The following is a 24248-nucleotide window of genomic DNA, read 5'->3' on the forward strand; positions in this document are numbered from 1 at the left end:
GTTTTTTTAGATATTTCTATTATTATTTTAAATGCTGTTTTTTTTTAAATTATGTTCAAATTCCTTTAATATCGAACTAATATTTTTTCTTTAATTTTTCACATATTTGGGGTATAATAAACACATAAAAAAATGAAAAAATAATATTAGGAGAAAAATGAAAAATAAAATAAATGTACTTGGTTTAGGACCGGGAAATTTGGACTATACTTTGCCAGTTGTATTAAAAGAAATTGAAAAATCAGATATAATAATTGGTGGAAAAAGACATATCGAAAGTCTTGGAAAATATGCAGAAAATAAGGAATATTGTTATATTAATGCTGATTTGCAAAGAGTTTTAGATTTTATCGAAGAAAATCGAAATAAAAAAATATCACTAATCTTATCTGGTGATACAGGTTTTTATAGTATGTTAACATTTATGAGAAAACATTTTGAAGCAAAGGAACTTAACGTAATACCTGGAATTTCTTCAATTCAGTATATGTTTGCTAGAGTTTCTGAATATTGGAACGATGCTTTTGTATCAAGTGTTCATGGACGAGAAGTTGAGTATGTTCAAAAATTACGTGAATTTGGGAAAATTGGACTTTTAACAGATAACAAAAATACACCTCAAAAAATAGCGGAAATACTGCTTGAGAATGGCATGGAAAAGGCTATTATTTTTGTTGGAGAAAATCTATCTTATGAAAATGAGAGGATTTTAGAATTTTCAGCAAAAGAAATGGTGAAGGTTGATGAAAAATTTGAGATGAATGTGGTTGTTATTTATTGGAATGGGAAGGAATAATGATTGGAGAGGAATATGAAAATAAAATTTAAAAATTTAGGTCCTATTGAAAGTGGAGAGATAGATTTTAATGATTTAAAAGGAATTAATTTGATAATTGGGAAGAATAATACTGGGAAGACTTATTTGAGTTACTTAATTTATAGTTATTTTAAATTTATGGATAAATTTAACATTACAAGTTTTACATTTTTAAATAACATTGTATTAAATGAAAAAAAAATTATTGATTATGATTGGTTTCAAAAAAATTATGAAGAAGAAATAAAAATAAAATTGAGAAAAGAATTAATTACAACATTTCATGTACATAATGATTTTTTTAGAAATTTTGAAATAGTTAATATAGATTTAACTGATGAAATGAAAAAATTTAAAGAAAAAGACGCTGAAAGTAGAATATTGGTAGCATCAAAAAATAAAATTAAAGAAAATAAAACTATAATAACTAAGAAAAAAGAACATGAAATTATTTTTGAGATAAAAGATTATTTTAAAAATTATGAAGATGAATTTAAATCGGACTCATTTGATGCAGAAATAATAGGTATAAGTCGAAATTTTAAAGAAAAAGAGATGAAACAGTTTGGATTAGAATATCTTTTTAGAAAATTATTATTAAACATTTTTATTAAAATATATTTTTTTCCAGCAGAAAGAAGCGGTGCTGTTTTATTTTATAATCAATTATTAGAAAATAGAAATAATATTTTAAGAAATTTGGAACTATCACAAGATATGAATTTATTAAAAGATGTTTCAAGATATTCTGAACCTGTAAATGAGTATATAATACGATTAAATCAATTGGAAGAATATGAAAACAGGGAAGAAACAGAAATTTATAAAAATCTTGTAAAAGATATTGATATTCAAAATATAATTGAAGGAGAAATAATAATAAAATCTAACCAGATTATTTATAAAAATGAAAATGATGTTGAATTAAATATGGGATTAGTTTCTTCAACTGTAAAAACTTTAGCGGGGTTCTTTTTATATTTAAAATATCAGGCACAAAAGGGAGATATAATTTTTATTGATGAAATTGAATTGAATTTACATCCTGAAAATCAGAGAAAAATAATGAAACTTATAAACTATTTATCAAAACAAGGATTGAAATTTGTTATTAGTACGCATAGTCCAGTAATTACGCAGGAAATGAATAATATGATTATGTTTGAAAAATGTAAGGATAAAATTGATGATGAAATAATAAAAGAATATTCTATTGATAGACAAAATTATGGATTAAGACAGGAAGATGTTAATATTTATTTTTTAAATAATAAAACGATAGAGCAGGCTGAATTTGGAGAAGATGGGGTAATAACGGAAACATTTAATGAAGTTTTAGGAGAAATAGATAATTTGTATCAGGAATTATTATTTGCAATGGAGGAAGAATAAATGTTTGATTTTATAAATAATAATTTTGATAATTCATTTTCAGAAATAATAAAAGAAGAATTATATTTAGAAGAAAAAAAGAATAAAAGAGCAAATAATAAAAGAGTAAATAATACTGGACTTCATAAAGTAAAAGTTTTGTTTAATCCAGACAAATATCAGGTCTTGAAATTGACTTTGGACATAAATAATATTGATGAAAATTTAAAAAGGTTATTGCCATTTTTTAAAAAAGAAATTAGTTCAGTTGATAATGTATTATTTGTAAAAAGATTAAAAGATAATAAATATTTTTTATTTCATATTGAATTAAAATCTAAAACAATAGATAATAAACTTGTGAAAAAATATTATTCATCAGCAAAGTTGTTGTACTTTATATTTGAAATGTTGTATTTAAATTATAGAGATGAAAAAGAAAAGGAAAAAAGGATATTAGATTTTGATTTTCCTAAAAAAATTTATAACATTCCTGTATTAATTGCATCAAAGAGTAGTAGTGGAGGTGTCGAAGAAATAAAAGTAAGGAATAAAGAGGATATTTTTTACAATAATCAGAATTTTAAATATCTTTGTCGTTATTGTGGTTTGAAATCACAAAAAGGAATTATAATTCTTGAAAAGATGTGCAATAAAGTAAATACATTTGAGAGTTCATTGGATGAAATAGAATTTTTTTAAGCAAATTAATTTTTGAAAAATCTACTAAATATGATAAAATAATAGATATTATAAGTTAAACTAAAAACCAAAATTTTAAAAATAAATATTGAAAAAAATGGAGGAAAATAATGATAAAGGAATACAAACCGTCGGAAATTGAGAAAAAGTGGCAGGATAAGTGGTTTGAAGAGGATGTTTTTAAATCGGAAAATAAGATTGAGGGGAAAGAGAATTATTATGTGCTTGAGATGTTTGCGTATCCATCTGGAAAGCTTCATGTCGGGCATTTGAGAAATTATGCGATTGGAGATGCGATTGCAAGATACAAGAAGATGAAAGGGTTTAATGTGCTGCATCCGTTTGGATGGGACAGTTTTGGACTGCCTGCGGAAAATGCTGCAATTGACAATGGGGCACATCCTGGGAAATGGACTAAAGCGAACATTGACAACATGAGAAGACAGATGAAGCTTATGGGGCTTTCTTATGACTGGAACAGGGAACTTAGTACTTATACTCCAGAATACTATAAGTGGAATCAGAAATTTTTTATTGAGATGTATAAAAAAGGGCTTGTTTACAAGAAAAAATCTTATGTAAACTGGTGTCCTGACTGTAATACGGTTTTGGCGAATGAACAAGTTGAAGACGGGAAATGCTGGCGTCACGGTAAAACTGATGTTATTCAAAAGGAATTGTCGCAATGGTACTTTAAAATTACAGAATATGCAGAAGAATTGCTGCAGGGGCATGAGGAACTTAGAGGACATTGGCCAGAGCAAGTATTGACAATGCAGAAAAACTGGATTGGAAAATCAACAGGATCTGAAGTTGACTTTATTTTAGATTATAAATTTGAAAATGATGGAAATTCACATTTAAAATTGAATGATAATGGAGAAGTTGTGATTTCTGTGTTTACAACAAGACCTGATACGCTTTATGGAGTTACGTATGCAACTGTTGCACCAGAACATCCGTTAGTTGAGGAAATTATTTTGAAAGAAAATCCTTCGATAAGAGAAGCTGTTGAAAGAATGATAAATGAGGATAAAATTGCACGTACAGCCGAAGATAAGGAAAAAGAAGGAGTATTTTCTGGACTTTATGTGATTAATCCTGTGAATGGTGAAAAAGTGCAGTTATGGATTGCAAATTATGTGTTAATGGATTATGGGACTGGAGCGGTAATGGCAGTGCCGGCACATGATGAAAGAGATTTTCAGTTTTCTAAAAAATATAATTTAGATTTGAAAATTGTTGTAAATCCTGTTGATAAAAATGGGAATTTGGAAGAAGTTTCCGTTGAAAAAATAGAAAATGCTTTGGTAAATTCAGGAGTATTAGTAAATTCAGAAGAATTTAACGGATTAAATAGTAATGAAGCAAAAGAGAAAATTACTGAAAAATTGGAAAAAATTGGACTAGGTAAGAAAACAGTAAATTACAGACTGCATGACTGGCTAATCAGCAGACAAAGATACTGGGGAACTCCAATTCCTGTGATTTATGATGAAGATGGGAATATTTACTTGGAAGAGGAAGCAAACTTGCCTGTGAAACTGCCTACAGATATTGAGTTTAGCGGAAAAGGGAATCCACTTGAAACTTCTGAGGAATTTAAAAATGTGATTTTACCAAATGGGAAAAAAGGGAGAAGAGAAACCGACACAATGGACACTTTCGTTGATTCTTCATGGTACTACTTGAGATATTTAGATTCTCACAATGATAAAGAGCCGTTTAAAAAGGAAGATGCAGATAACTGGACTCCAGTTCACCAATATATCGGTGGAATTGAGCATGCGGTAATGCACTTGCTTTATGCAAGATTTTTCCACAAATCATTAAGAGATTTGGGATATGTTGACACAAATGAGCCATTTAAACGTCTTTTGACACAAGGAATGGTTTTAGGACCTTCTTACTATTCTCAAAATGAAAGAAGATACTTGTTCCCAAGAGAAGTGGAAATGAAGGATGGAAAGCCTGTTTCTAAGGAAACTGGAGAAGAATTAGCAACAAAAGTTGAAAAAATGAGTAAATCTAAAAATAACGGAGTAGATCCAGAAGAAATCGTGAAGGAATACGGATCTGACTCTTCAAGAGTGTTTACATTATTTGCTGCGCCGCCTGAAAAAGAGCTTGAATGGAATATGAATGGTCTTGCTGGAGCTTATAGATTTATAAACAGACTTTATCTGTTAATTTCATCAACAGCTGATTTTGCTGATAAAAATGTATCAAAGGAAAATAATTACGGAATTAATTTGGATGCGAGAAGTGAGAAAGACAAGGAAATTCAGAAAAAATTACATCAGACAGTGAAAAAAGTTACAGACAGCATTGAGGACGATTTCCACTTTAACACAGCAATTGCTGCAATAATGGAACTTCTAAACGATATGACAACTTACAAGCAAAATGTAATCGACAAAAACGATATTTCGTCAGAAAGTAAAAAAGTATGGCACGAAGTTCTTGAAAAAGTGATTTTATTAATTGCACCTTTTGCACCGCACGTGGCAGATGAATTATGGAGTGATTTAGGAAATACAACATTGACTTTTGAGGAAGAGTGGCCAGCATTTGATGAAAAATTAACTGTGGAAAATAACTTTAACTTGGTTTTACAAGTAAATGGAAAAGTTAGGGATATGCTGCCTGCACAAATTGGAATTTCAAAAGATGATGCTGAAAAATTGGCATTTTCTTCGGAAAAAGTTCAGAAATTTATTAAAGGGAAAGAAGTTGTTAAGGTAATTGTTGTGCCTAATAAGCTGGTTAATATTGTTGTAAAGGGATAAATGGAAAAATAGGAGAAGATAAAATGGCTAAAATAGCAGTAACTGGAGTGACAGGAAATTTAGGTGGCATGGTTTCAAGATTATGCAAAGAAAATGGGATAAAAGTGAGAAATTTGGCTAGAAATAAGGAAAAAGCTGAAAAAATGGGATTTTCTGATGTTTTTAAATCAAATTATGATAAATCAGAGGATACTATAAAATCATTGGAAGGAATTGATGTGCTTTTTATGGTGTCAGGTTCAGAAAATTCTGACCGTGTTCAACAGCATAAGGATTTTATTGATGTGGCTAAAATGGCAGGAGTTTCGCAAATTATTTATCTTTCCTTTTACAATGCTTCAAAAAACTCTGTATTTACACTAGGAAGAGATCATTATGCAACTGAAGAATACATTAAAGAAAATGGCTTTAAATATACGTTTTTGAGAGATAATTTTTATGCGGATTTTTTTGTAAATTTATGCAGAGAGTATGGTGAAATAAAAGGGCCTGCTGGGAACGGGAAAGTTTCAGTTGTGGTGTGTTCAGATGTTTCGGAAGTAGTTGCAAAAATTTTAGAAAATCCAGAAAAATGGGAAAATCAAGTTTTAAATATGACAGGACCTGAAGACTTAACGATGGAGGAAATTACAAAACTTGCAAGTAAATATTTAGGTAAAGAAATTAAGTATATTGCTGAAACGGTAGATGAGGCTTACGAATCACGTAAAATCTGGAAAGCTGAACAATGGGAATACGATTCGTGGGTTTCAACTTATACTGCAATTGCCGAAAATGAGCAATCAGGAGTTTCAAACGATATTGAGAAAGTTTTAGGACGGAAAGCTACTTCATTGATGGAATATTTGAAACAATTGTAGTTAAAAAAATAACAAAGTAATTTAATAAATTTTTGCAATTTATACTATTCCTTATTTTAAGTAGCAGAATTGTTATAAATCTTGAATAACATACTATTTAGTAAAGGATTGATTCAGTTTTGGATAAATAAACATTATTTTTTAAATGGAATTTTAGTATTAATTTGACAAATCAAACTACGTAAATAGATAATGAAAAGTCGGCATTAAAGCTGGCTTTTTATTGTATTTAAGAAGGAGGTTAAAATGACATTGCAACAGTTAAAGTATGTAGTTACAGTCGCTGAAAAAGGAACATTAAGTGATGCGGCGAAAGAGCTGTTTATTTCACAGCCAGCATTGACTAAAGCTATAAAAGAGCTAGAAGATGAGATGAATATCAGAATTTTTAGCAGAACGAATAAGGGGGTTATTGTTTCTAGGGAAGGGGATAGATTTCTTGGATATGCAAGGCAGGTTTTGGAACAGACAAATTTGCTGGAGGAAGAGTATAAGAAAGGGAATAAGATAACTCGGAGATTTTCGGTATCAACTCAACATTATTCCTTTGCAGTGAATGCTTTTGTGGATGTGATTAAGAAGTTTGGGGAAAATAAATATGATTTTACGCTTAGGGAAACGCAGACAAATGAGATTATTGAGGATGTGAGCAAGAGGAAAAGTGAAATTGGAATTTTGTACACTTCTGGGGCGAATAAAAATGTAATTGAGAAAATGATAAAAAGAAATAACTTGAAATTTATCGAACTGTTTACAGCAAAACCGCATGTTTTCATCAGCTTTAATCATCCGTTAGCAAAAAAGGAAAGCATTAGCCTTGAAGATTTGAAGGAATATCCGTATTTATCGTTTGAGCAGGGAGATTATAATTCTTTTTATTTTTCGGAGGAGATATTGAGTACACTTGACAGAGATAAAAATGTAAAAGTGAGAGACAGAGCGACTTTGTTTAATTTGGCAGTTGGGCTTAATGGGTATACGGTAAGTACAGGAATAATCAGTAAAGAGCTGAATGGGGAAAATATTATTGCAAAACCACTGGAAGTGGACGAGTATATGAAAGTTGGAATTATAATGCAGAAAAATATTGAACTGAGTGTTTATGGGAAAGTTTATGTTGAGGCTTTGAAGGAGCATTTGAAATATACTGAAATTCCGTAAATTAAAAAAATGATATAACTAATAGTTATAACAAACTGAAAAATAAATATATTTTACAGAAATTAAATATTTGTATATAATAATTTCATCAAAAATAGTTAGTAATATTAAATTAGAATTTTAAAATTAAAAGGTGTTATGCTGATATAATTTTATAAACTTTTGAAAAGGACAGATATTACTATAATAAAGGAGATGAGATTATGAAAACAGCAATTGTTGGATACCCTAGAATTGGGGAAAATAGAGAATTAAAATTTGCAATAGAAAAATATTGGAGAAATGAAATTACAGAAAATGAACTTTTGAAAATAGCGAAAGAGCTTAGAAAAAATCAATGGTTAAAACAAAAGGAAGAAAAAATTTCATTTATTCCAGGAAATACATTTTCATTTTATGACGGAATACTGGACACAATAATTTTATTAAATGCGATCCCAAAGCATTATAGAGATTTAGGGTTAAATGAACTGAATACATATTTTGCAATTGCTAGAGGTTATCAAGGGGAAAAAGGAGATGTAAAGGCTCTTTCAATGAGAAAATGGTATAACACAAATTATCATTATATGGTGCCTGAACTGGATGATTATGCAGAAATTAAGTTAAATTCAGATAAAATATTTAATGAACTTGAGGAAGCTGAGAAATTAGGAGTGAATACTCATCCGTCAGTGATTGGACCATTTACATTTTATAAATTGGCTAAAACAACTGGAAATAAAGATAAAAAAGATTATTTAGATGATATTGTCAATGCTTATGTAGAATTGTTGAGAAAGTGTAACAAAAAAAATATCGAGTGGATTCAAATTGAAGAACCGCAATTGGTAACAGATCAGACAGAGGAAGATATTAATTTGTTTGAAGAAATTTATATGGAGATTTTGAAAAATAAGAAAGATGTAAAAGTATTACTTCAAACATATTTTGGAGATGTGAGAGATTGCTACAAGACAATAACAGAACTTGATTTTGATGGGATAGGTCTTGATTTTGCTGAGGGAAGACAAACTCAGAAATTAATAGCTGAAAAGGGATTTCCAAAAGATAAAGTTTTATTTGCAGGAGTTGTAAATGGGAAAAATATTTGGAAATGTGACTATAAAAAAGTTTTAAATATATTGAATAATTTAAAGGAAAAGGTTAAAAATGTAGTAATAACGACATCTTGTTCATTGCTTCATGTGCCTTATACTTTGAGAAATGAAAAAAAATTATCAGAAAATATATTAAGACATTTCTCGTTTGCTGAGGAAAAATTATCAGAATTAAAAGAATTGGGAGAATTGAGTCAAATTCTTTGGGAAAGTTCATTGGAAAAAGCACAGGAAAATGAATTTTATATAAAAAATCAGGAAATCATAACTTCTGAAAGAGGCATGGAAGACAAGGAAGTCAGGGATAAAGTTGAAAAATTGACGGATAATGATTTTGTAAGAAAAGGTACAAGAAAGGAAAGACAGATAATACAAAGAGAAAAGTTGAATATTCCTTTACTTGCAACAACTACAATAGGATCTTTTCCACAGACGAAGGAAGTGAAGCTAAACAGAAGTAAATTTAGAAAAGGCGAAATTAATAAGAAAGAATATGATAAAAATGTATTCAGTTTCATAAAAGAATGTATTGAATTACAGGAAGAAATAGGGCTTGATGTGCTTGTACATGGAGAATATGAAAGAAATGACATGGTTGAATTTTTTGGAGAAAATTTGGCAGGATATATATTTACAGAAAAAGCGTGGGTTCAGTCTTATGGAACAAGATGTGTAAAACCGCCAATAATTTTTGGAGATGTGAAAAGAACTAAACCAATTTCAGTTCTATATTCAGAATATGCTCAAAAATTAACTGAAAAACCTGTTAAAGGAATGCTTACAGGGCCTGTAACAATACTAAACTGGTCATTCCCAAGAGAAGATATTTCATTAAGCGAAATGGCATTTCAAATTGGACTTGCCATACGAGAAGAAGTATTGGATTTAGAAAAAGCAGGAATAAAAATAATTCAGATAGATGAAGCTGCACTTAGGGAAAAATTACCGTTAAGAAAAGAAGATTGGCATAAGGAATATCTTGATTGGGGATTGAAGGCATTTAGACTTTGCCATAGCGGAGTAAAAGTGGATACACAGATTCATACACATATGTGCTACAGCCAGTTTGAAGATATAATAAAAGATATTGATAATATGGATGCTGATGTTATAACTTTTGAAGCCTCAAGATCAAAATTGACAATTCTCGATTTCTTGAAAGAAAATAATTTTGAAACAGAAGTAGGGCCTGGAGTTTACGATATTCATTCTCCTAGAGTACCTTCAGTTGAAGAAATTGTAGTAGCTTTGGAAATAATGATTGAAAAAATTGGAAAAGAAAAATTATGGGTAAATCCTGATTGCGGATTAAAGACAAGAGGAATTGTAGAAACGGTAAAAAGTTTGGAAAATCTTGTGAAAGCTACGGAAATTGTGAAAAGCAGATTATAAAAGTGTTGCCAAGTATACTTTTAACAGAATTTTTGATAATTTTATAAAATGAAAAATAAGGGAGTTGATAAATATGTGTACAATAAATGCACCTCACAGACACGATACAGTAGGAAGTTTTTTAAGACCTGAAAGATTGAAAAAAGTTAGAAATGATTTTGAAAAGGGAAGAATTGACAGGGAAGAATTGACGAAAGTTGAGGATGAAGAAATTAAAAAAATTGTGGATAAACAAATTGAATTGGGATATACAAGTGTAACAGATGGTGAGTTTAGACGAAGTTACTGGCATTTGGACTTTTTCTGGGGATTTAATGGAATTGGGCATATTCATGCTGATAAGGGGTATGAATTTAATGGAGTTGTTACTCGTGACGATACTGCGATTGTTACTGGAAAAATTAGTGGGGAAAATCATCCATTTGTGAAACATTATACGTTTTTGCGAGATTTGGTAAAAGATAAAAGAGGTGTAGAAGCTAGATTTACAATACCTGCTCCAGCACAGTTTTATGCAGAACTAGTAAGAGAAGATAAGCACGTTGCGGCACTTTTGAAAGTTTATCCTGATTTTAAAGGTTTGGAAGATGATATTGTGAATGCTTACAAAACTGTTATAAACGATTTGTATAATGAAGGGCTTAGAACTTTGCAAATTGATGACTGTACTTGGGGATGTCTTGTAGATGACAACTTCATTGCTTCATTTATTGAAAAAAGTGACAGAGATAAAGAAGTTATTAGGCATGAATTTTCAGAAAAATTTTTGAATATAAATAATAGGGTATTTCAAAATAATCCAAAAGATTTGGTGATTAATACACATGTTTGCCGTGGAAATTATGCGTCAACTTGGTTTGGGCAAGGCGGGTATGACAAGATTGCGGATGAACTTTTTGGAAAAGAAGATGTGAATGCTTATTATTTGGAATTTGATACAGAAAGAGCGGGTACTTTTGAATCGCTTGCAAAGGTTTCTGGAGATAAAAAAGTTGTTTTGGGATTAATAACTTCTAAAAATCCAACATTGGAAGAAAAAGAAGTTATAATTGCTCGTATAAGAGAGGCTTCAAAATATGTGCCACTTGATAGGCTTTATCTGAGTCCGCAGTGTGGATTTGCTTCGACAGAAGAAGGAAATAGACTTACAGAAGAGGAGCAATGGGCAAAATTGAGATTTATTAAAGAAATTGCAGATGAAGTATGGGGAAAATAGTATATTAAAAAAGGAGATGTTTCGTTTTATAGAGACAACTCCTTTTATTGTGTTTATAATGTTTAATCAATGTATTAAATAGTTAGTTATAAAATTAATTTTTATTATTTTCAGAATTTTCCTTTTCTGCAGGTACAAATTTTCTTTCAGGACGACTGAAATATTTTATACCGACAATTCCAATGATAATCATAATTATGCTTATTATATATGGAAGCCTTATTCCAAAAATTAATAAATCTTCTGCTCTGAATGTACTTACAAATGTTCTGATAATTGCATATATAATCAAATAAATCATTGATAGAACACCAGGATTATATTCTTTTTTTCTAAAGTAGAACCAGAGTATTAAAAATCCAATTAAATTTAAAGCTCCTTCATAAAGCATAGCGGGATGTAATGGTAAATTTGGAAATTCTGATCCTGCAGGAGTGTCTAGCGGAAAAGTCAGTCCCCAAGGTACTAATTGCTTAAATTGTGCCTGTTCAGCAACTCCTAGTGTTTGATATTTTGCCCACCATTCGCTAAATTTTCCTGAAAAAATTACATTCCATGGGGTAAATGTAGGAACTCCATGGACTTCTCCATTTGCTAGGTTTCCAAATCTTCCTAAAAATTGTCCAAATAACAAAGGTCCAACTCCCATATCTGTAAGAACCCATAAATTTACTTTACTTTTTCTTGCAAACAGGCAGGCTCCTACAAATGCACCGATAATTCCTCCATGAATTGCAAGTCCACCTTGCCATATGTAAAAGATGGATAAGGGATCGCCAGCATAATCAGAAAATTTGAAGATAACATAATATAATCTGGCACCAATTAATCCTGCCACTATCGTCGCAAAGACAAAATCTTCAATAGTTTTTCTGTCGTCAACGCCTCTTTTTTCGGCAACATCATCCGCAAGGCAAATAAACATTCCAAAAAGAAAAGCTAGAATATACATCAAACTATAAATTCTAAGTTCAAAACCTCCAATTTTAAATAAATATGGTCTCATTTATTTATGCTCCTATATTTCTTTTATTTTGTATCATTTTACAATTGTTTTTTTATTTCTTCCTCAAAAATTACGAAGAAATCATCAATCTGCTCTTTTGAGATTTGTCCTAAAATTCCAATTCTCATAAGGCTTTCTGCATATTTTCCTTTTCCACCTGTAACAGTGTATCCTTTTTCTTCAAGTGCAGTAATAACAGATTTTATTATAATTCCTTCTCTGTATACTGAGATTAAGGTATTTGTTCTATTTTCTTCATTTTTTACTAATAGTTCAAATCCTAATTTTTGTGCTTTTTCTTCAACATATTTTCTCAAATCACGTTTTTGATTAATTGTATTTTCAATTCCATTTTTTACCAAGTCTTTTAATGATTGGTTCAATGCCAAAATTAAAGCAATTGCTGGAGTGTACGGTGTTTCTGCACTAGCGTCAAAATATTTTTCATATTGTTTTAAATCAAAATAATATTTTGGCAAATCAGATGTTTCCATAGCTTTTTTAGCTTTATCACTTACTGCTACAAACGCCAATCCTGGTGGTATTAAAAATGCTTTTTGGCTTCCTGCAATTGCAACATCTACGTGCCAGCCATCAAAATCAAATTCATTTACCACAAGTCCACTAATTGTATCTACAACTAATAAAATTTCAGTATTTTTAGTCAAATCTCCAAGTGCTTTTATATTATTCAAAATTCCAACTGAAGTTTCACTGTGAGTTGCTAAAATTCCCTTTAAATCAGGATTTTCAGCTATTACTTTCTTTACATCGTCTAAATTATAGCTTTCTCCAAATTCATATTGAAGATTAATCATATTTAAGCCATAAATCTCTCCAATTTTTCTAAATCTGTCTCCAAAATATCCAGTATTTATAGCCAAGACTTTATCGCCTTTTGAGAAAAAGTTTACGATTGCGGCTTCCATTGAACCTGTTCCAGATGAAGTAAGGATTGCTACATCATTTGTAGTTTTGAAGATTTTTTTCAAGTTTTCATTATTTTCTTTCATAATTTCTCTAAATTTAGGCGTTCTGTGATGAATAATATCGCTTCCTAAAATTTCTAAATATTCTTCTGGTATATTTGTTGGTCCAGGTGTTAATAATAGTTTTGAACTCATAGTTTTATTTCCTCCTAAAATTTTTGTTTTAAAGTTTTAATTTTTATAATTCCTTTGTTAATTTATCATATTGCAGCAATTTTTCTAAAATATTTTCAACGTCGTCTAATTTTAGCATATTTGGTCCATCAGACAGTCCTTTGTCAGGTTCAGGATGAACTTCTGCAAAAACTCCGTCAACTCCAACAGACACAGCCGCTCTTGCTAGTGGATACACATAGGCACGATTTCCCCCCGAAGTTTCCCCTTGTCCTCCGGGTATTTGTACTGAATGTGTTGCATCAAATACAACAGGATAACCAAATTTTCTCATTTCCAAAAGACCACGCATATCTACAACTAAATTATTGTATCCAAATGAAGCTCCACGTTCACAAAGCATTATATTTTCGTTTCCAACTTCTTCAAATTTCTTCACAACATTTTTCATATCCCAAGGTGCTAAAAATTGTCCTTTTTTGATATTTACAGCTTTTCCAGTTTCAGCTGCAGCTACAAGTAAGTCAGTCTGTCGCGATAAAAATGCAGGTATTTGAAGTAAGTCAATTACTTTTGCAGCTTCTTTGCATTGCCAAGGTTCATGAATGTCTGTCGCAAGAGCCACACCGTATTTTTCCTTAACTCTTGATAAAATTTCCAGCCCTTTTTCAAGTCCAGGTCCCCTAAAGGATGAAATAGAAGAGCGATTTGCTTTATCAAATGAAGCCTTAAAAATATACTGGATTCCAAGTTTATCAGTAATTTCTTTCATTTTTCCAGCTACTTCCGTAACCAAATCTTCTGATTCAATTACACAAGGTCCAGCAATTAAAAAAATCTTGTCATTACCAATTGTAATTTTATCAGTAATTTTTACTTTTTTCACTTTATTTATCAGCATAATTCTTATCCTTTCTAAATATTTTTCTTATGTTTTATTTTATCATAATATTACTTTTTTTGCTAATTTTTTTCTAAAAAAACTAAAATATTCCTTTTGATAAAAGAGATAAATTATGTTATACTTTGAGTGAAATAATAACGATTAAAATAAAAATTAATATTTAAATAAAAAATGGGAGAAAAATATGGATAGGGTAGCTTTAATTATGGCAGGAGGAAGTGGAACAAGATTTTGGCCGCTGTCTACAAATGAGAAACCGAAGCAGTTTTTAGATTTAGTATCGGAAAAAACAATGATAAGGGAAACTATTGACAGGATAAAGGATTTAATTTCTGTAGAAAAAATATTTATTTCTACAAATATTAAGTATTTTGATATAATAAAAAAAGAATTACCTGAAATTTCAGATAGAAATATTATTTTTGAGCCAATGGCGAGGGACACTGCGGCTTGTATTGGATATGCTGCCTGTATTATTAAAAAAATTTATAAAGACAGTGTAATGGCTGTTTTACCGTCAGACCACTTGATAAAAAAGGAAAAAGAATTTTTAGAAAGTCTGGAATTTGCATTTTTAGAAGCTGAAAAAAATAAAATAGTTACGCTTGGAATTAAACCCACTTATGCAGAAACTGGATATGGATATATTGAGTATGTGGACAATAGAAAAAAAGGGAAATATGAGAAAAAAACTATAGCTGAAAAAACATTTAAATCCTATAGAGTAAAAAGATTCAGAGAAAAGCCGAATAAGGAGCTTGCTGAAAAATATATAGAACAAGGAAATTATCTTTGGAATAGTGGAATGTTTGTATGGAAAACAGAATTTATTTTGCAGGAAATAAAAAAACATATGGAAACTCATAAACTTGTTTTGGAAAATATTGAAGAATTATTGGAAAATGTGGATTTATGTGAAATTTATGGAGAGAAATTAAGTAATTTTGTAAAAGATGAATTTGATAAATTTGAAAAAATTTCAATAGATTTTGGAGTTATGGAGCACACAAAGTCAGTAAGTGTAATTCCTGTGGACATTGGCTGGAATGATGTAGGAAATTTTAAGTCACTTGAGGACATATTCCCAAAAGATGAAGATAGAAATGTTGTACAGGCTGAAAATTTTGAAAAATTTGAATCTGAAGGAAACATTGTGATTAATAAGGAAAATGATAAAATTATTGCTGCAATTGGACTTGAAAATATTGTAATTGTAAATACAAAAGACGCATTACTCGTGTGCCATAAAGATAAAAGTCAAGAAGTTAAGAAAATTTTAAATAAAATAGAGTTGAAAAATAAATAAAAAATGTAGGGAGAAAAAATGCAAATTGATATTATAAAGGAAGCTAAAAGTGTATTTGATATTGAAATCACAGAATTGGAAAAATTAAAGAACAGAATTGGAGATAGTTTTCAAAAATTAGTTAATACAATTATGGAACTTAAAAATAATAAAGTTGTTGTAACTGGAATAGGAAAGTCTGGGATAATTGGAGAAAAAATTGCTGCTACTCTTGCTTCAACAGGGACAACAGCAGTATTTTTGAATGCCGCTGAAGCATTGCATGGTGATTTGGGAATAATAAGTAATGGAGATGTGGTGATTGCCATATCAAATAGCGGAAATTCTGATGAAATTTTGAGTATTTTGTCCCCAATAAGAAAAATTGGTGGAAAAATAGTTGGCTTTACTGGAAATCCTAATTCTACATTGGGAAAATATGCTGATATAACAATTAATGTTGGAGTGGAAAAAGAAGCATGTCCGCTGGGACAGGCGCCAATGAGTTCAACTACATCTACTCTTGTAACTGGAGATGCTCTGGCTGTATGCCTTATGAAACTAAAGAATTTTTCAGAAAGTGATTTTGCCAAATATCATCCTGGCGGAAGTCTTGGAAAGCGATTGTTATTACATGTTTCAGACCTTATGCACATTGGGGAAGAACTGCCTGTAGTAAAAAAAGATGAAAAAATTGAAAATGTGTTAATGACACTTACTAAGAAAAAACTGGGAGCTGTATGTATTTCTGATACAGGTTTTGGAAATGGAAAGTTGCTTGGAATTATAACCGAAGGGGATATTCGGCGTGCATTGGAGCATAAGGAGAAATTCTTTGACTATAAAGCTTCAGATATAATGATTTCTACACCAGTAACGATTGAGAAGGATGCTATGGCACTTGATGCGCTTCATTTGATGGAAAATAGAAAAAGCCAGATTAGTGTTCTACCAGTTGTAGAAAATGGGAATGTTGTAGGGCTTATAAGAGTTCACGATTTAATAGGATTAAGATAAGAAGGGGAATTATATTTGAATGGATAATAAAAATTTACTGAAGGGAACTATGGTTTATTCCTTAATGAATTTAGTCACAAAAATGGGATCATTTATATTTTTGCCCATAATTACTAGACTGTTGACACAGGAAGAATTTGGGATTGTTGGAACTCTGGCTCCGATTACTTCATTGTTTACAGTAATTTTAGGTTTGGGACTATATAATGCCCAGATGAAAAAATATGTTGACTTGAAGGAAAATGAAGATGAATTTGGAAGCTACATGTTTTCTTCAACTTTAATAATAGTAGTTTTTAATGTAGTGACATATATTTTTTTATTTACTCCGCCAGCCCAGAAACTATTTTCATACATTGTCGATTTAAGCAAGGTGAGCTACTATCCGCTAATAATCGTCAGTATTTTGATTGCCACATCAAACGCCTTTAACAATCTTGCAGTAACTTTATTTAGAATGAAAAGAATGTACATGAAAGTTGCAATAGGAAGTGTAGTAAGTCTTTTTACCACATATATTCTGGCAATTTACTTTATACAGTATCTAAAATGGGGAGTTTTTGGAAATCAATTTGCAAATTTAATAGCATTATTAATAGTATTTCTGTTTTATTTCAAGGATTATTTTGGGAAATTCAGGTTCAAGCTGAATTTAGATTATGTGAAATATTCTCTTAGAAATGGATTGCCACTGATTTTTATTGAGCTTACGGATCAAGTGGTAAATTTAAGTGACAGGCTTGTTTTGGCAAAATTTGTTTCACTTGCTGTAGTTGGAGGATATACGCTTGCATTTACTGGTGGAAGGGTTTTATCGGTTATTACGGGTTCTTTTGTAAACAGCTGGACACCAGAATTTTATGAGGCAATGAAGGAAGATAGGACAAATCCGAGAATAACACGAAGCGTGGAAAACTTTATTGCAATTATTTCCTTTGCGTGCGTAATTGCACAGTTGTTTGCTCCAGAAGGTATAAAGCTGATATTTCCAAAAAGTTATTATCAGGCGATAAATTATATGCCTTTAATTCTAGCTGGAATTGTTGTTCAGGCACTATTTTGCCTTGATTATTTTTTTCATTTTCACGAAGACAGCATATACATTTTTTATTTTACAATGTTTGCAATGATATTTAATTTAGTTGGAAATATAATTTTTATACCGAAATTTCCAGAAATTGGGCCTATTATTGCGGCGTGGACAACGTTACTTGCCTTTTTATTTAGAGCGATAATGGAAATGATAATTATAAGGAAAAAATATAAGATTTCGTTTAATTATAAAAAATTATTTTTATATTTCATCATTATTGTAAATCCTGTGATATTCTATTTATCAAATGATCAGCTTTCGTGGATGAAATTTGGATTGAAAATAGTTTATTTGGCGATAGTGACAAAATTGCTTGTAAATAGGGAAGTTTATGCTAAAATTACAAATCTTGTGAATGGAATAAAAAGAAAAATTTTAAAATAATTGTTAAAATTTAGAAAAAATGAAAGGAGGAAAATGAAATTTACGGTTTTTACACCTACTTTTAACCGAAAGGAACTACTTGAAAAATTGTACAAATCGCTGCAAAAACAGACTTATACCGACTTTGAGTGGCTTATTGTAGATGATGGCTCAACTGATGGAACTGGAGAAAAAGTAAAAGAATTTCTTGAGGAAAGTAAACTTGATATAAAATATTTTTATAAGGAAAATGGCGGAAAACAGAGAGCTTATAATTTTGCAACGGATAAGGCAAATGGAGAGCTTTTTATTTGTCTTGATTCAGACGATGAATATGTGGAAAATGGGTTTGAAACGATTTTAAAATATTGGGAAAAGTATGAGAAAGATGCCAATATTGCGGGAATGGGCTATTTATCAATGTATCCAGATGGAGAAATTATTGGCTCAAGTTTTCCAGAAAAAGAGATGATTTCAACACAGTTTGATATTTACAATAAATACGGAGTTAAGGGCGATAAAGGGCTTATGTTTCGGACTGAAATTATAAAAAAATATAAATTTCCAGTTTTTGATGAGGAAAAATTTATTACAGAAGCTGTTATATATAACAGAATTTGTGAAAAATATAAGATGGTTTATGTAAATGAGAAAATCGAGATAAAGGAATATCAGGAAGATGGATTGACAGCAAAATACAATAATTTACTGCTGCGAAATCCGAAAGGACAGGCTCTTTATCATAATGAAATCAATACCCAAAATTTGTCTTTTAAGCAGAAAGTTCTAAATAATGCTGTTTATTACAAATTTTGCAGGGCAGCAGGATATAAATTTGGAAAAATATTTAAAGAAAATAAAAATAAATTGTTTTTAATTTTTGCTTTAGGAATTGGGGAATATATGTGGCAAAAAGAGAAAAATAAAAAATAAGATTTCGAGTTTGGAAATGGAAGAATTAGGAATTTTAGGAAAGAGAAAAAATATGAAATGAACAAAAAATTAGATGATAAAAAGGTAGTAGTTGGAATGAGTGGCGGCATAGACAGTTCTGTCGCTGCTCTTTTATTGAAACAGCAAGGCTATGAAGTGATTGGAGTTACTTTGAAGCATTTACCTGACGAACTTTCAGAAAATCCAGGAAAGACCTGCTGCTCACTGGATGATATAAATGATGCGAGATACACTTGCTACAATTTAGGTATTCCACATTATGTCCTAAATGTCGTGGAAGAATTTAAAAAAGATGTAATGGAATATTTTATAAAAATGTACAATGCAGGAAAAACTCCTTCGCCTTGTGTAATTTGCGATGAAAAGGTAAAAATAAAAAAACTCGTAGAATTTGCTGATAAAATGGGAATAAAATACATTTCGACAGGGCATTATTCAAAAGTTAGCGAGAATAATATGCTTTTATGGGATAAAAATAACCGAAAAGATCAGACTTATATGCTTTATCGGCTGGATAAGGATATTGTGGAAAGGTTTTTATTTCCACTTGCAGAATACGAAAAATCAGAAGTTCGTGAAATTGCAAGACAAAATGGTATTCATACCCATAACAAGCCTGACAGCCAAGGAATCTGCTTTGCTCCCAACGGATATATTCCATTTTTGAAAAAAGTGCTTGGAAATGATGTGAAAAAGGGAAATTTTGTGGATAAAAATGGTAAAATTATTGGAGAACACATAGGTTATCAGTTTTACACGATTGGGCAGCGGCGTGGACTGGGGCTTAATTTAGGAAAGCCGTTTTTCGTGCTGGAGCTTCGACCTGAAACAAATGAAGTTGTTGTGGGGGATTTTGAAGAATTGTTAATAAAAGAAATTGAAGTGATAAATTATAAATTTCATTACAGTTTAGAAAATATAATTGGGAAAAAATTAACTGCACGTCCAAGATTTTCTTCAAAAGGACTGACTGGGGAGCTGAAAATTTTGAAAAATGAAGAAAGTAATGAAAATAGGATAATTTTTGAATTTGACGAAAAAACTCATGAAAATTCAGAAGGGCAACATATTGTATTTTATTTAAATGATGAAATTGTTGGAGGTGGGGAAATAAAGCTGTTACTGAAATAAAAAAAGAAAAAAACTCATTAAATTGGGTCATTTTCTTTTTTTTATTTTGATTATTTTCTGTCAGAAAGCCTTTTCCCGCGATTATCTATCAGTGCCTCAGCTCCACCTGCTTCATATTTTTTTACCCAAGAATAAATTTGCTGATAAGAAATATCAAATTTTTGGGTAGTTAAATTATAATCATAATCATGTTTTTGACAAAAAGTCACAGCTTCAATTTTTGATTCGACAGATTTTCTTATATGTTTTTTAAATATTTTGTAATTTCCGTTCTCATCTACACTTTTTTTATAGTCCCTAATCCAGTAATTTAACACACTTACAGAAGTTATACCGTATTTTTTACAAATTTCAAAAAGGGAACCTTCATTGTTCAAATAACTTTTTACTGCTTTTATTCTAGTTTCACGAGTATAATGTTTATTTTTTTCATCAACCATTATACTTTTTTCTCCAAGTTCAAGATATTTTTTTTTCCAAGTCATTAATGAAGATTTTGCAACATCGTATTCTTTTGCTAAATTTTGTATAGTTTCCTTACCTTTTAGTATTTTCTTTACAAGTTCTATTCTTAACTCATTAGATATTTTTGATTTTCTGCCCATTAAATTTCCCTTTCTTTAAAAAAATGTATTTTATATTGCTTATTTCTTAAACTAAATAGTAGACTGCTAGAAAGTGCGAAACACTTCCCAAAATAACAAAAATATGCCAAATCATATGATTAAATTTACATATTTTCCAAGAGTAAAAAATTGTTCCAAGCGAATACAAAACTCCACCTGCGATTAAATAAACCAATGAAACACGATTTATGTTATTTATTAAGTCACCCCACGCAAATACAATCATCCATCCCATTATTAGATAAAGCAATGTTGATAATAATTTGAATTTTCCTGTAAAAAATGCTTTAAATGCAATTCCTAAAAAACATACCGTCCATTGAATTATTAAAACAATTTTATTTGTTGGCGGATTGACAACAAGATATAAAAAAGGAGTATATGAAGCGGCAATTAAAATATAAATTGCAGAATGATCGAAAATCTCAAAAATCATTTTAGCTGTTCCAGGCTTTAATCCGTGATAGATTGAAGACATTGTATAAAGAACAATAAGTCCGCTTCCAAATGCCATAAATGATATAATTGTTCCAATATCACGTGTCCAGCTTGCACGGATAATTAAAATAATGAAAGCAATAATGGCAAGTCCAGCACCTACAGTATGGCTAACAAAATTTGCAATTTCTTCTCCACGTGAAAAATCTTCAGCTTGTTTATGTATTTTAGCCAATAATTGTTTATTTCTATTTTTTGTTTTTTTACTCATAATTTTCCTTTCAAATATATTTAAATTCTTTCAAAATCAATGCAGAATTTAAATAACACAGTAACAATTCCTAAACTCAGTTTACTATACAGAAATATTTTTTACAAAAATCTAATATTTCTAGATATTTTTATAAATTTATTTAAACATAAATATTAAACTAATTTTAAAACACTAAATCTGTTATAATGATAGCATATTAAAATTTAATAATATATTTTATTTTTCTTATAAATTTATTTCATTTGACTATTTATCACAATAATTCATTTTTTAGATTAAAAAAATTTTAATTATTTTCTAAAAATATCACCTGTTATAATACTCTAGAATATTATAACAATTATTTTAATTATATTCAACTCTAAATTCAAGTATAGTTTATTATTAAAAATAAAATATATAAACTTTTGCTTTATTTATAAGGATTTAAGATAGAGTGAATAAAAGTTTGACACAGAAATATTTTTATAGTAAAATACTTTTATTATATAAAATATAAGAAAGAGGGCAAAAAATGTTTAAATATCTTATCAATGGCGGAATATTTATGTGGGTAATTTTATTTGCTTCAATATGTGGACTTGCCATTATTCTTGAAAAAACCTATACATTTCTTACAAAGGAAAAAAAATTGACGGAAAATGAAAAAAATAAACTTTATAAATCACTTAGGACGGGAAACAGAGAAGAAATTTTAAGACTTTGCAAAGATAAAACTGATTCGGTTTCCAAAAGTGTGACAAAAATTGTTTCCAATATGGATATTAACTTTGCTGAACTTGATAATTCTCATAGACAAGTTATTGAAGGTATTATAAGCGAAAGTATTTTAGAGCAGACTACAGAGCTTGAAAAAGGTATGAGCCTATTAGGAACTGTTGTAAATGCAGCACCGCAATTGGGACTTTTGGGAACTGTTACAGGGATGATTACAGCATTTTCAGCACTTACTCGAAATGGCGAAAGTACTGCAAGAATTGTTGCTAGTGGAATTTCAGAAGCACTTTACACAACTGCATTTGGATTAATTGTAGCGATACCAGCATTAGTTTTTTATAATTATTTTAATAGGCAGATTGATATAATTGTGGCTGAAATGGAAAGGGCAGCTTTACAGTTTTTGAGCAGAGTAAAAGATTAATTCTAAAATGTAAATTAATTTTATAAAAATTTAGGAGAAAAGTATGAAATTTTCTAAAAGACGAAGAAGGCAAAATGTGGATATTTCAATGTTAAATTTAATTGATGTGATTTTTATGTTACTAATATTTTTTATGATAGCAACCACATTTAATAATTATTCACAATTTCAATTATCAGTTCCTAAGACGTCTACAAAGCTGGAACAGAAGGAAAATACTAAAATTGAAGTAATTTTTAATAAAGATAAAAAATATTTTTTGAAGATAAATGATAATATTCAGGAGGTTTCAAAGGAAAATATTTCTTCTGAGTTTTCAAAATTACCAAAAGAAGTATTAAAAAATATAACTTTGACAGCGGATGAGCATTTGGAATATAAGGATATTGTAGATACGATGAGCATTTTAAAAAATATGAATATTGAAAATATAAGTTTAAATATTCAAAATAAGAATTAAAACTACAAAAAATTAAATATGTATAAGTTATGAATGGATGTGAAAAATGAAATATTACATAATTTCAGCTGCAATAAACTTTGGAATACTTCTTATTCCTATTGCAACTCCAGTTTTAAAACAGAAACTTGAAGAAAAAAAAGAAAAGCAGACTATTGTTGTTGACTTAAAAAACAGCATTTTGGAAGAAAATAAGACAAAAAGCACAGTTGATACGGATAGTAATGAGGAAAGTAACGGAACGGCTGGATTACAAAAGGGAAATCCACAAAATAAAAACAATGCAATTTCCGAAACTCAAAACATAGAACCAAGTAAACAGCCTAAAAATCCAAAACAGCCCAAACTTTCACCAGAACAACCAATACAGCCAAAACAACCACAGCAACCAGCACCACAACCTCCCAAAGTTCCTCAAAACACCCCACCAAAAGAACAACCAAAACCTACATCACGCCCAATTATCCCCCCAGTTACCTCCACCCCTAAAACTGCCACACAACCAGTAATTTCACAATCCACAGGAAATTCTGCCAGTACAAAACCAGTACAAAACACCATAACTGCTTCAAACTCCACTATTTCCAACAATTCTGGACATAAAAACACTCCTTCAAATTCAGGAACTTCACATGGAAACAAAAATGGAAATACTACCAACGGAAGCTCTACAGGTAGCAAAAATGGAAATGGAACAGGAACAAGCGGAAATTCAACTAGTTCTGGAAATGGAAATGATAAAAAATCTGGAAGCACACGAGGAGGTGGATGTCGACGTGGCGTAGATTTTTCTGTTTCTTACAACAGCCATCTGGAAGTACCAACTGCAAATCAACGGTTAAAACGAAAAGAAACCATTGTTGCTACAATCAGATTTACCCGTGGTGGCTCTGTCGCTATCCAGTCTGTTACAGGAGGAAACAGTCAGTCTCAAGCTGCTGCAAGAAGAGCGGCTAGTAATGTACACGTAAGTTTTTTAACAGACAACTGTTCTTCTGGAATAGTTACATTGCAATTTAATATTAATTAAAATTTCTTACAAAAA

21 protein-coding genes are annotated in these 24248 nt (G+C 30.2%); 16 read left to right on the forward strand and 5 right to left on the reverse strand.

Annotated features, from left to right (window positions below; all coding sequences use genetic code 11):
• The first annotated feature begins 157 nt into the window (after positions 1 to 157).
• The 8 genes from cbiE (at position 158) to LEBU_RS02615 (ending at position 11408) form a co-directional block, all read left to right on the forward strand.
• Positions 158 to 796, forward strand: a complete 639-nt coding sequence (cbiE, locus tag LEBU_RS02580; protein WP_012806602.1) for a precorrin-6y C5,15-methyltransferase (decarboxylating) subunit CbiE — start codon at positions 158 to 160, stop codon at positions 794 to 796.
• A 15-nt stretch (positions 797 to 811) separates the two neighbouring features.
• The gene (locus LEBU_RS02585) at positions 812 to 2209 is read left to right on the forward strand and encodes an ATP-binding protein (protein ID WP_012806603.1); all 1398 of its coding nucleotides are present in this window, start codon (positions 812 to 814) and stop codon (positions 2207 to 2209) included.
• Positions 2210 to 2890 (forward strand): hypothetical protein, encoded by a 681-nt coding sequence (locus LEBU_RS02590; RefSeq protein WP_012806604.1) that lies wholly within the window; start codon positions 2210 to 2212, stop codon positions 2888 to 2890. It abuts the gene before it with no gap.
• 110 nt (positions 2891 to 3000) lie between these two features.
• On the forward strand, positions 3001 to 5679 hold the full coding sequence (gene leuS / locus LEBU_RS02595; RefSeq protein WP_012806605.1) for a leucine--tRNA ligase: 2679 nt from the start codon (positions 3001 to 3003) through the stop codon (positions 5677 to 5679).
• 23 nt (positions 5680 to 5702) lie between these two features.
• Positions 5703 to 6539, forward strand: a complete 837-nt coding sequence (locus tag LEBU_RS02600) for an SDR family oxidoreductase (RefSeq protein WP_012806606.1) — start codon at positions 5703 to 5705, stop codon at positions 6537 to 6539.
• Positions 6540 to 6785: 246 nt separating this feature from the next.
• Positions 6786 to 7700, forward strand: coding sequence for a LysR family transcriptional regulator (locus LEBU_RS02605; RefSeq protein WP_012806607.1), 915 nt, complete (start codon positions 6786 to 6788; stop codon positions 7698 to 7700).
• Positions 7701 to 7903: 203 nt separating this feature from the next.
• Positions 7904 to 10192 carry a 5-methyltetrahydropteroyltriglutamate--homocysteine S-methyltransferase gene (gene metE / locus LEBU_RS02610; RefSeq protein WP_012806608.1) on the forward strand — a complete coding sequence of 763 codons (2289 nt, stop codon included), beginning with the start codon at positions 7904 to 7906 and terminating at the stop codon, positions 10190 to 10192.
• A 73-nt stretch (positions 10193 to 10265) separates the two neighbouring features.
• A complete protein-coding gene (locus LEBU_RS02615) occupies positions 10266 to 11408 on the forward strand; it encodes a 5-methyltetrahydropteroyltriglutamate--homocysteine S-methyltransferase (RefSeq protein ID WP_012806609.1) in 1143 nt (380 codons plus the stop codon).
• Positions 11409 to 11502: 94 nt separating this feature from the next.
• On the opposite strand, the gene lgt is transcribed toward LEBU_RS02615, so the two are convergent.
• The 3 genes from lgt to kdsA are packed head-to-tail and all read right to left on the reverse strand — an operon-like array spanning position 11503 to position 14418.
• On the reverse strand, positions 11503 to 12414 hold the full coding sequence (gene lgt / locus LEBU_RS02620) for a prolipoprotein diacylglyceryl transferase (RefSeq protein WP_012806610.1): 912 nt from the start codon (positions 12412 to 12414) through the stop codon (positions 11503 to 11505).
• 38 nt (positions 12415 to 12452) lie between these two features.
• Positions 12453 to 13538 (reverse strand): pyridoxal-phosphate-dependent aminotransferase family protein, encoded by a 1086-nt coding sequence (locus tag LEBU_RS02625; RefSeq protein ID WP_012806611.1) that lies wholly within the window; start codon positions 13536 to 13538, stop codon positions 12453 to 12455.
• Between the two features lie 43 nt (positions 13539 to 13581).
• Positions 13582 to 14418 (reverse strand): 3-deoxy-8-phosphooctulonate synthase, encoded by an 837-nt coding sequence (gene kdsA / locus LEBU_RS02630; protein ID WP_012806612.1) that lies wholly within the window; start codon positions 14416 to 14418, stop codon positions 13582 to 13584.
• A gap of 187 nt (positions 14419 to 14605) precedes the next feature.
• On the opposite strand from kdsA, the gene LEBU_RS02635 reads away from it, so the two are divergent.
• The 5 genes from LEBU_RS02635 to mnmA are packed head-to-tail and all read left to right on the forward strand — an operon-like array spanning position 14606 to position 20264.
• Complete coding sequence (locus LEBU_RS02635) at positions 14606 to 15727, forward strand: mannose-1-phosphate guanylyltransferase (RefSeq protein ID WP_012806613.1); 1122 nt, start codon at positions 14606 to 14608, stop codon at positions 15725 to 15727.
• Positions 15728 to 15745: 18 nt separating this feature from the next.
• Positions 15746 to 16723: a KpsF/GutQ family sugar-phosphate isomerase gene (locus tag LEBU_RS02640; RefSeq protein ID WP_012806614.1), complete on the forward strand. Its 978-nt coding sequence runs from the start codon at positions 15746 to 15748 to the stop codon at positions 16721 to 16723.
• Positions 16724 to 16742: 19 nt separating this feature from the next.
• A complete protein-coding gene (locus LEBU_RS02645) occupies positions 16743 to 18200 on the forward strand; it encodes an oligosaccharide flippase family protein (RefSeq protein WP_012806615.1) in 1458 nt (485 codons plus the stop codon).
• 33 nt (positions 18201 to 18233) lie between these two features.
• A complete protein-coding gene (locus LEBU_RS02650) occupies positions 18234 to 19112 on the forward strand; it encodes a glycosyltransferase family 2 protein (protein WP_012806616.1) in 879 nt (292 codons plus the stop codon).
• Between the two features lie 57 nt (positions 19113 to 19169).
• Positions 19170 to 20264 carry a tRNA 2-thiouridine(34) synthase MnmA gene (mnmA, locus tag LEBU_RS02655; protein WP_012806617.1) on the forward strand — a complete coding sequence of 365 codons (1095 nt, stop codon included), beginning with the start codon at positions 19170 to 19172 and terminating at the stop codon, positions 20262 to 20264.
• Positions 20265 to 20314: 50 nt separating this feature from the next.
• On the opposite strand, the gene LEBU_RS02660 is transcribed toward mnmA, so the two are convergent.
• Both LEBU_RS02660 and trhA read right to left on the reverse strand, forming a co-directional pair.
• Complete coding sequence (locus tag LEBU_RS02660) at positions 20315 to 20869, reverse strand: helix-turn-helix domain-containing protein (RefSeq protein WP_012806618.1); 555 nt, start codon at positions 20867 to 20869, stop codon at positions 20315 to 20317.
• A gap of 46 nt (positions 20870 to 20915) precedes the next feature.
• On the reverse strand, positions 20916 to 21599 hold the full coding sequence (trhA, locus tag LEBU_RS02665; protein WP_012806619.1) for a PAQR family membrane homeostasis protein TrhA: 684 nt from the start codon (positions 21597 to 21599) through the stop codon (positions 20916 to 20918).
• Between the two features lie 517 nt (positions 21600 to 22116).
• Between trhA and LEBU_RS02670 the strand changes: the two genes are divergently transcribed.
• Genes LEBU_RS02670 through LEBU_RS02680 form a run of 3 tightly spaced genes read left to right on the forward strand, consistent with a single transcriptional unit; the run spans position 22117 to position 24233 of the window.
• Positions 22117 to 22743: a MotA/TolQ/ExbB proton channel family protein gene (locus tag LEBU_RS02670; protein WP_012806620.1), complete on the forward strand. Its 627-nt coding sequence runs from the start codon at positions 22117 to 22119 to the stop codon at positions 22741 to 22743.
• A 43-nt stretch (positions 22744 to 22786) separates the two neighbouring features.
• A complete protein-coding gene (locus LEBU_RS02675; RefSeq protein WP_012806621.1) occupies positions 22787 to 23203 on the forward strand; it encodes an ExbD/TolR family protein in 417 nt (138 codons plus the stop codon).
• A 46-nt stretch (positions 23204 to 23249) separates the two neighbouring features.
• Positions 23250 to 24233, forward strand: a complete 984-nt coding sequence (locus LEBU_RS02680) for a dermokine domain-containing protein (RefSeq protein WP_012806622.1) — start codon at positions 23250 to 23252, stop codon at positions 24231 to 24233.
• Positions 24234 to 24248: the final 15 nt, after the last annotated feature.

The sequence above is a fragment of the Leptotrichia buccalis C-1013-b genome, from assembly GCF_000023905.1.
GTDB classification, from domain to species: domain Bacteria; phylum Fusobacteriota; class Fusobacteriia; order Fusobacteriales; family Leptotrichiaceae; genus Leptotrichia; species Leptotrichia buccalis.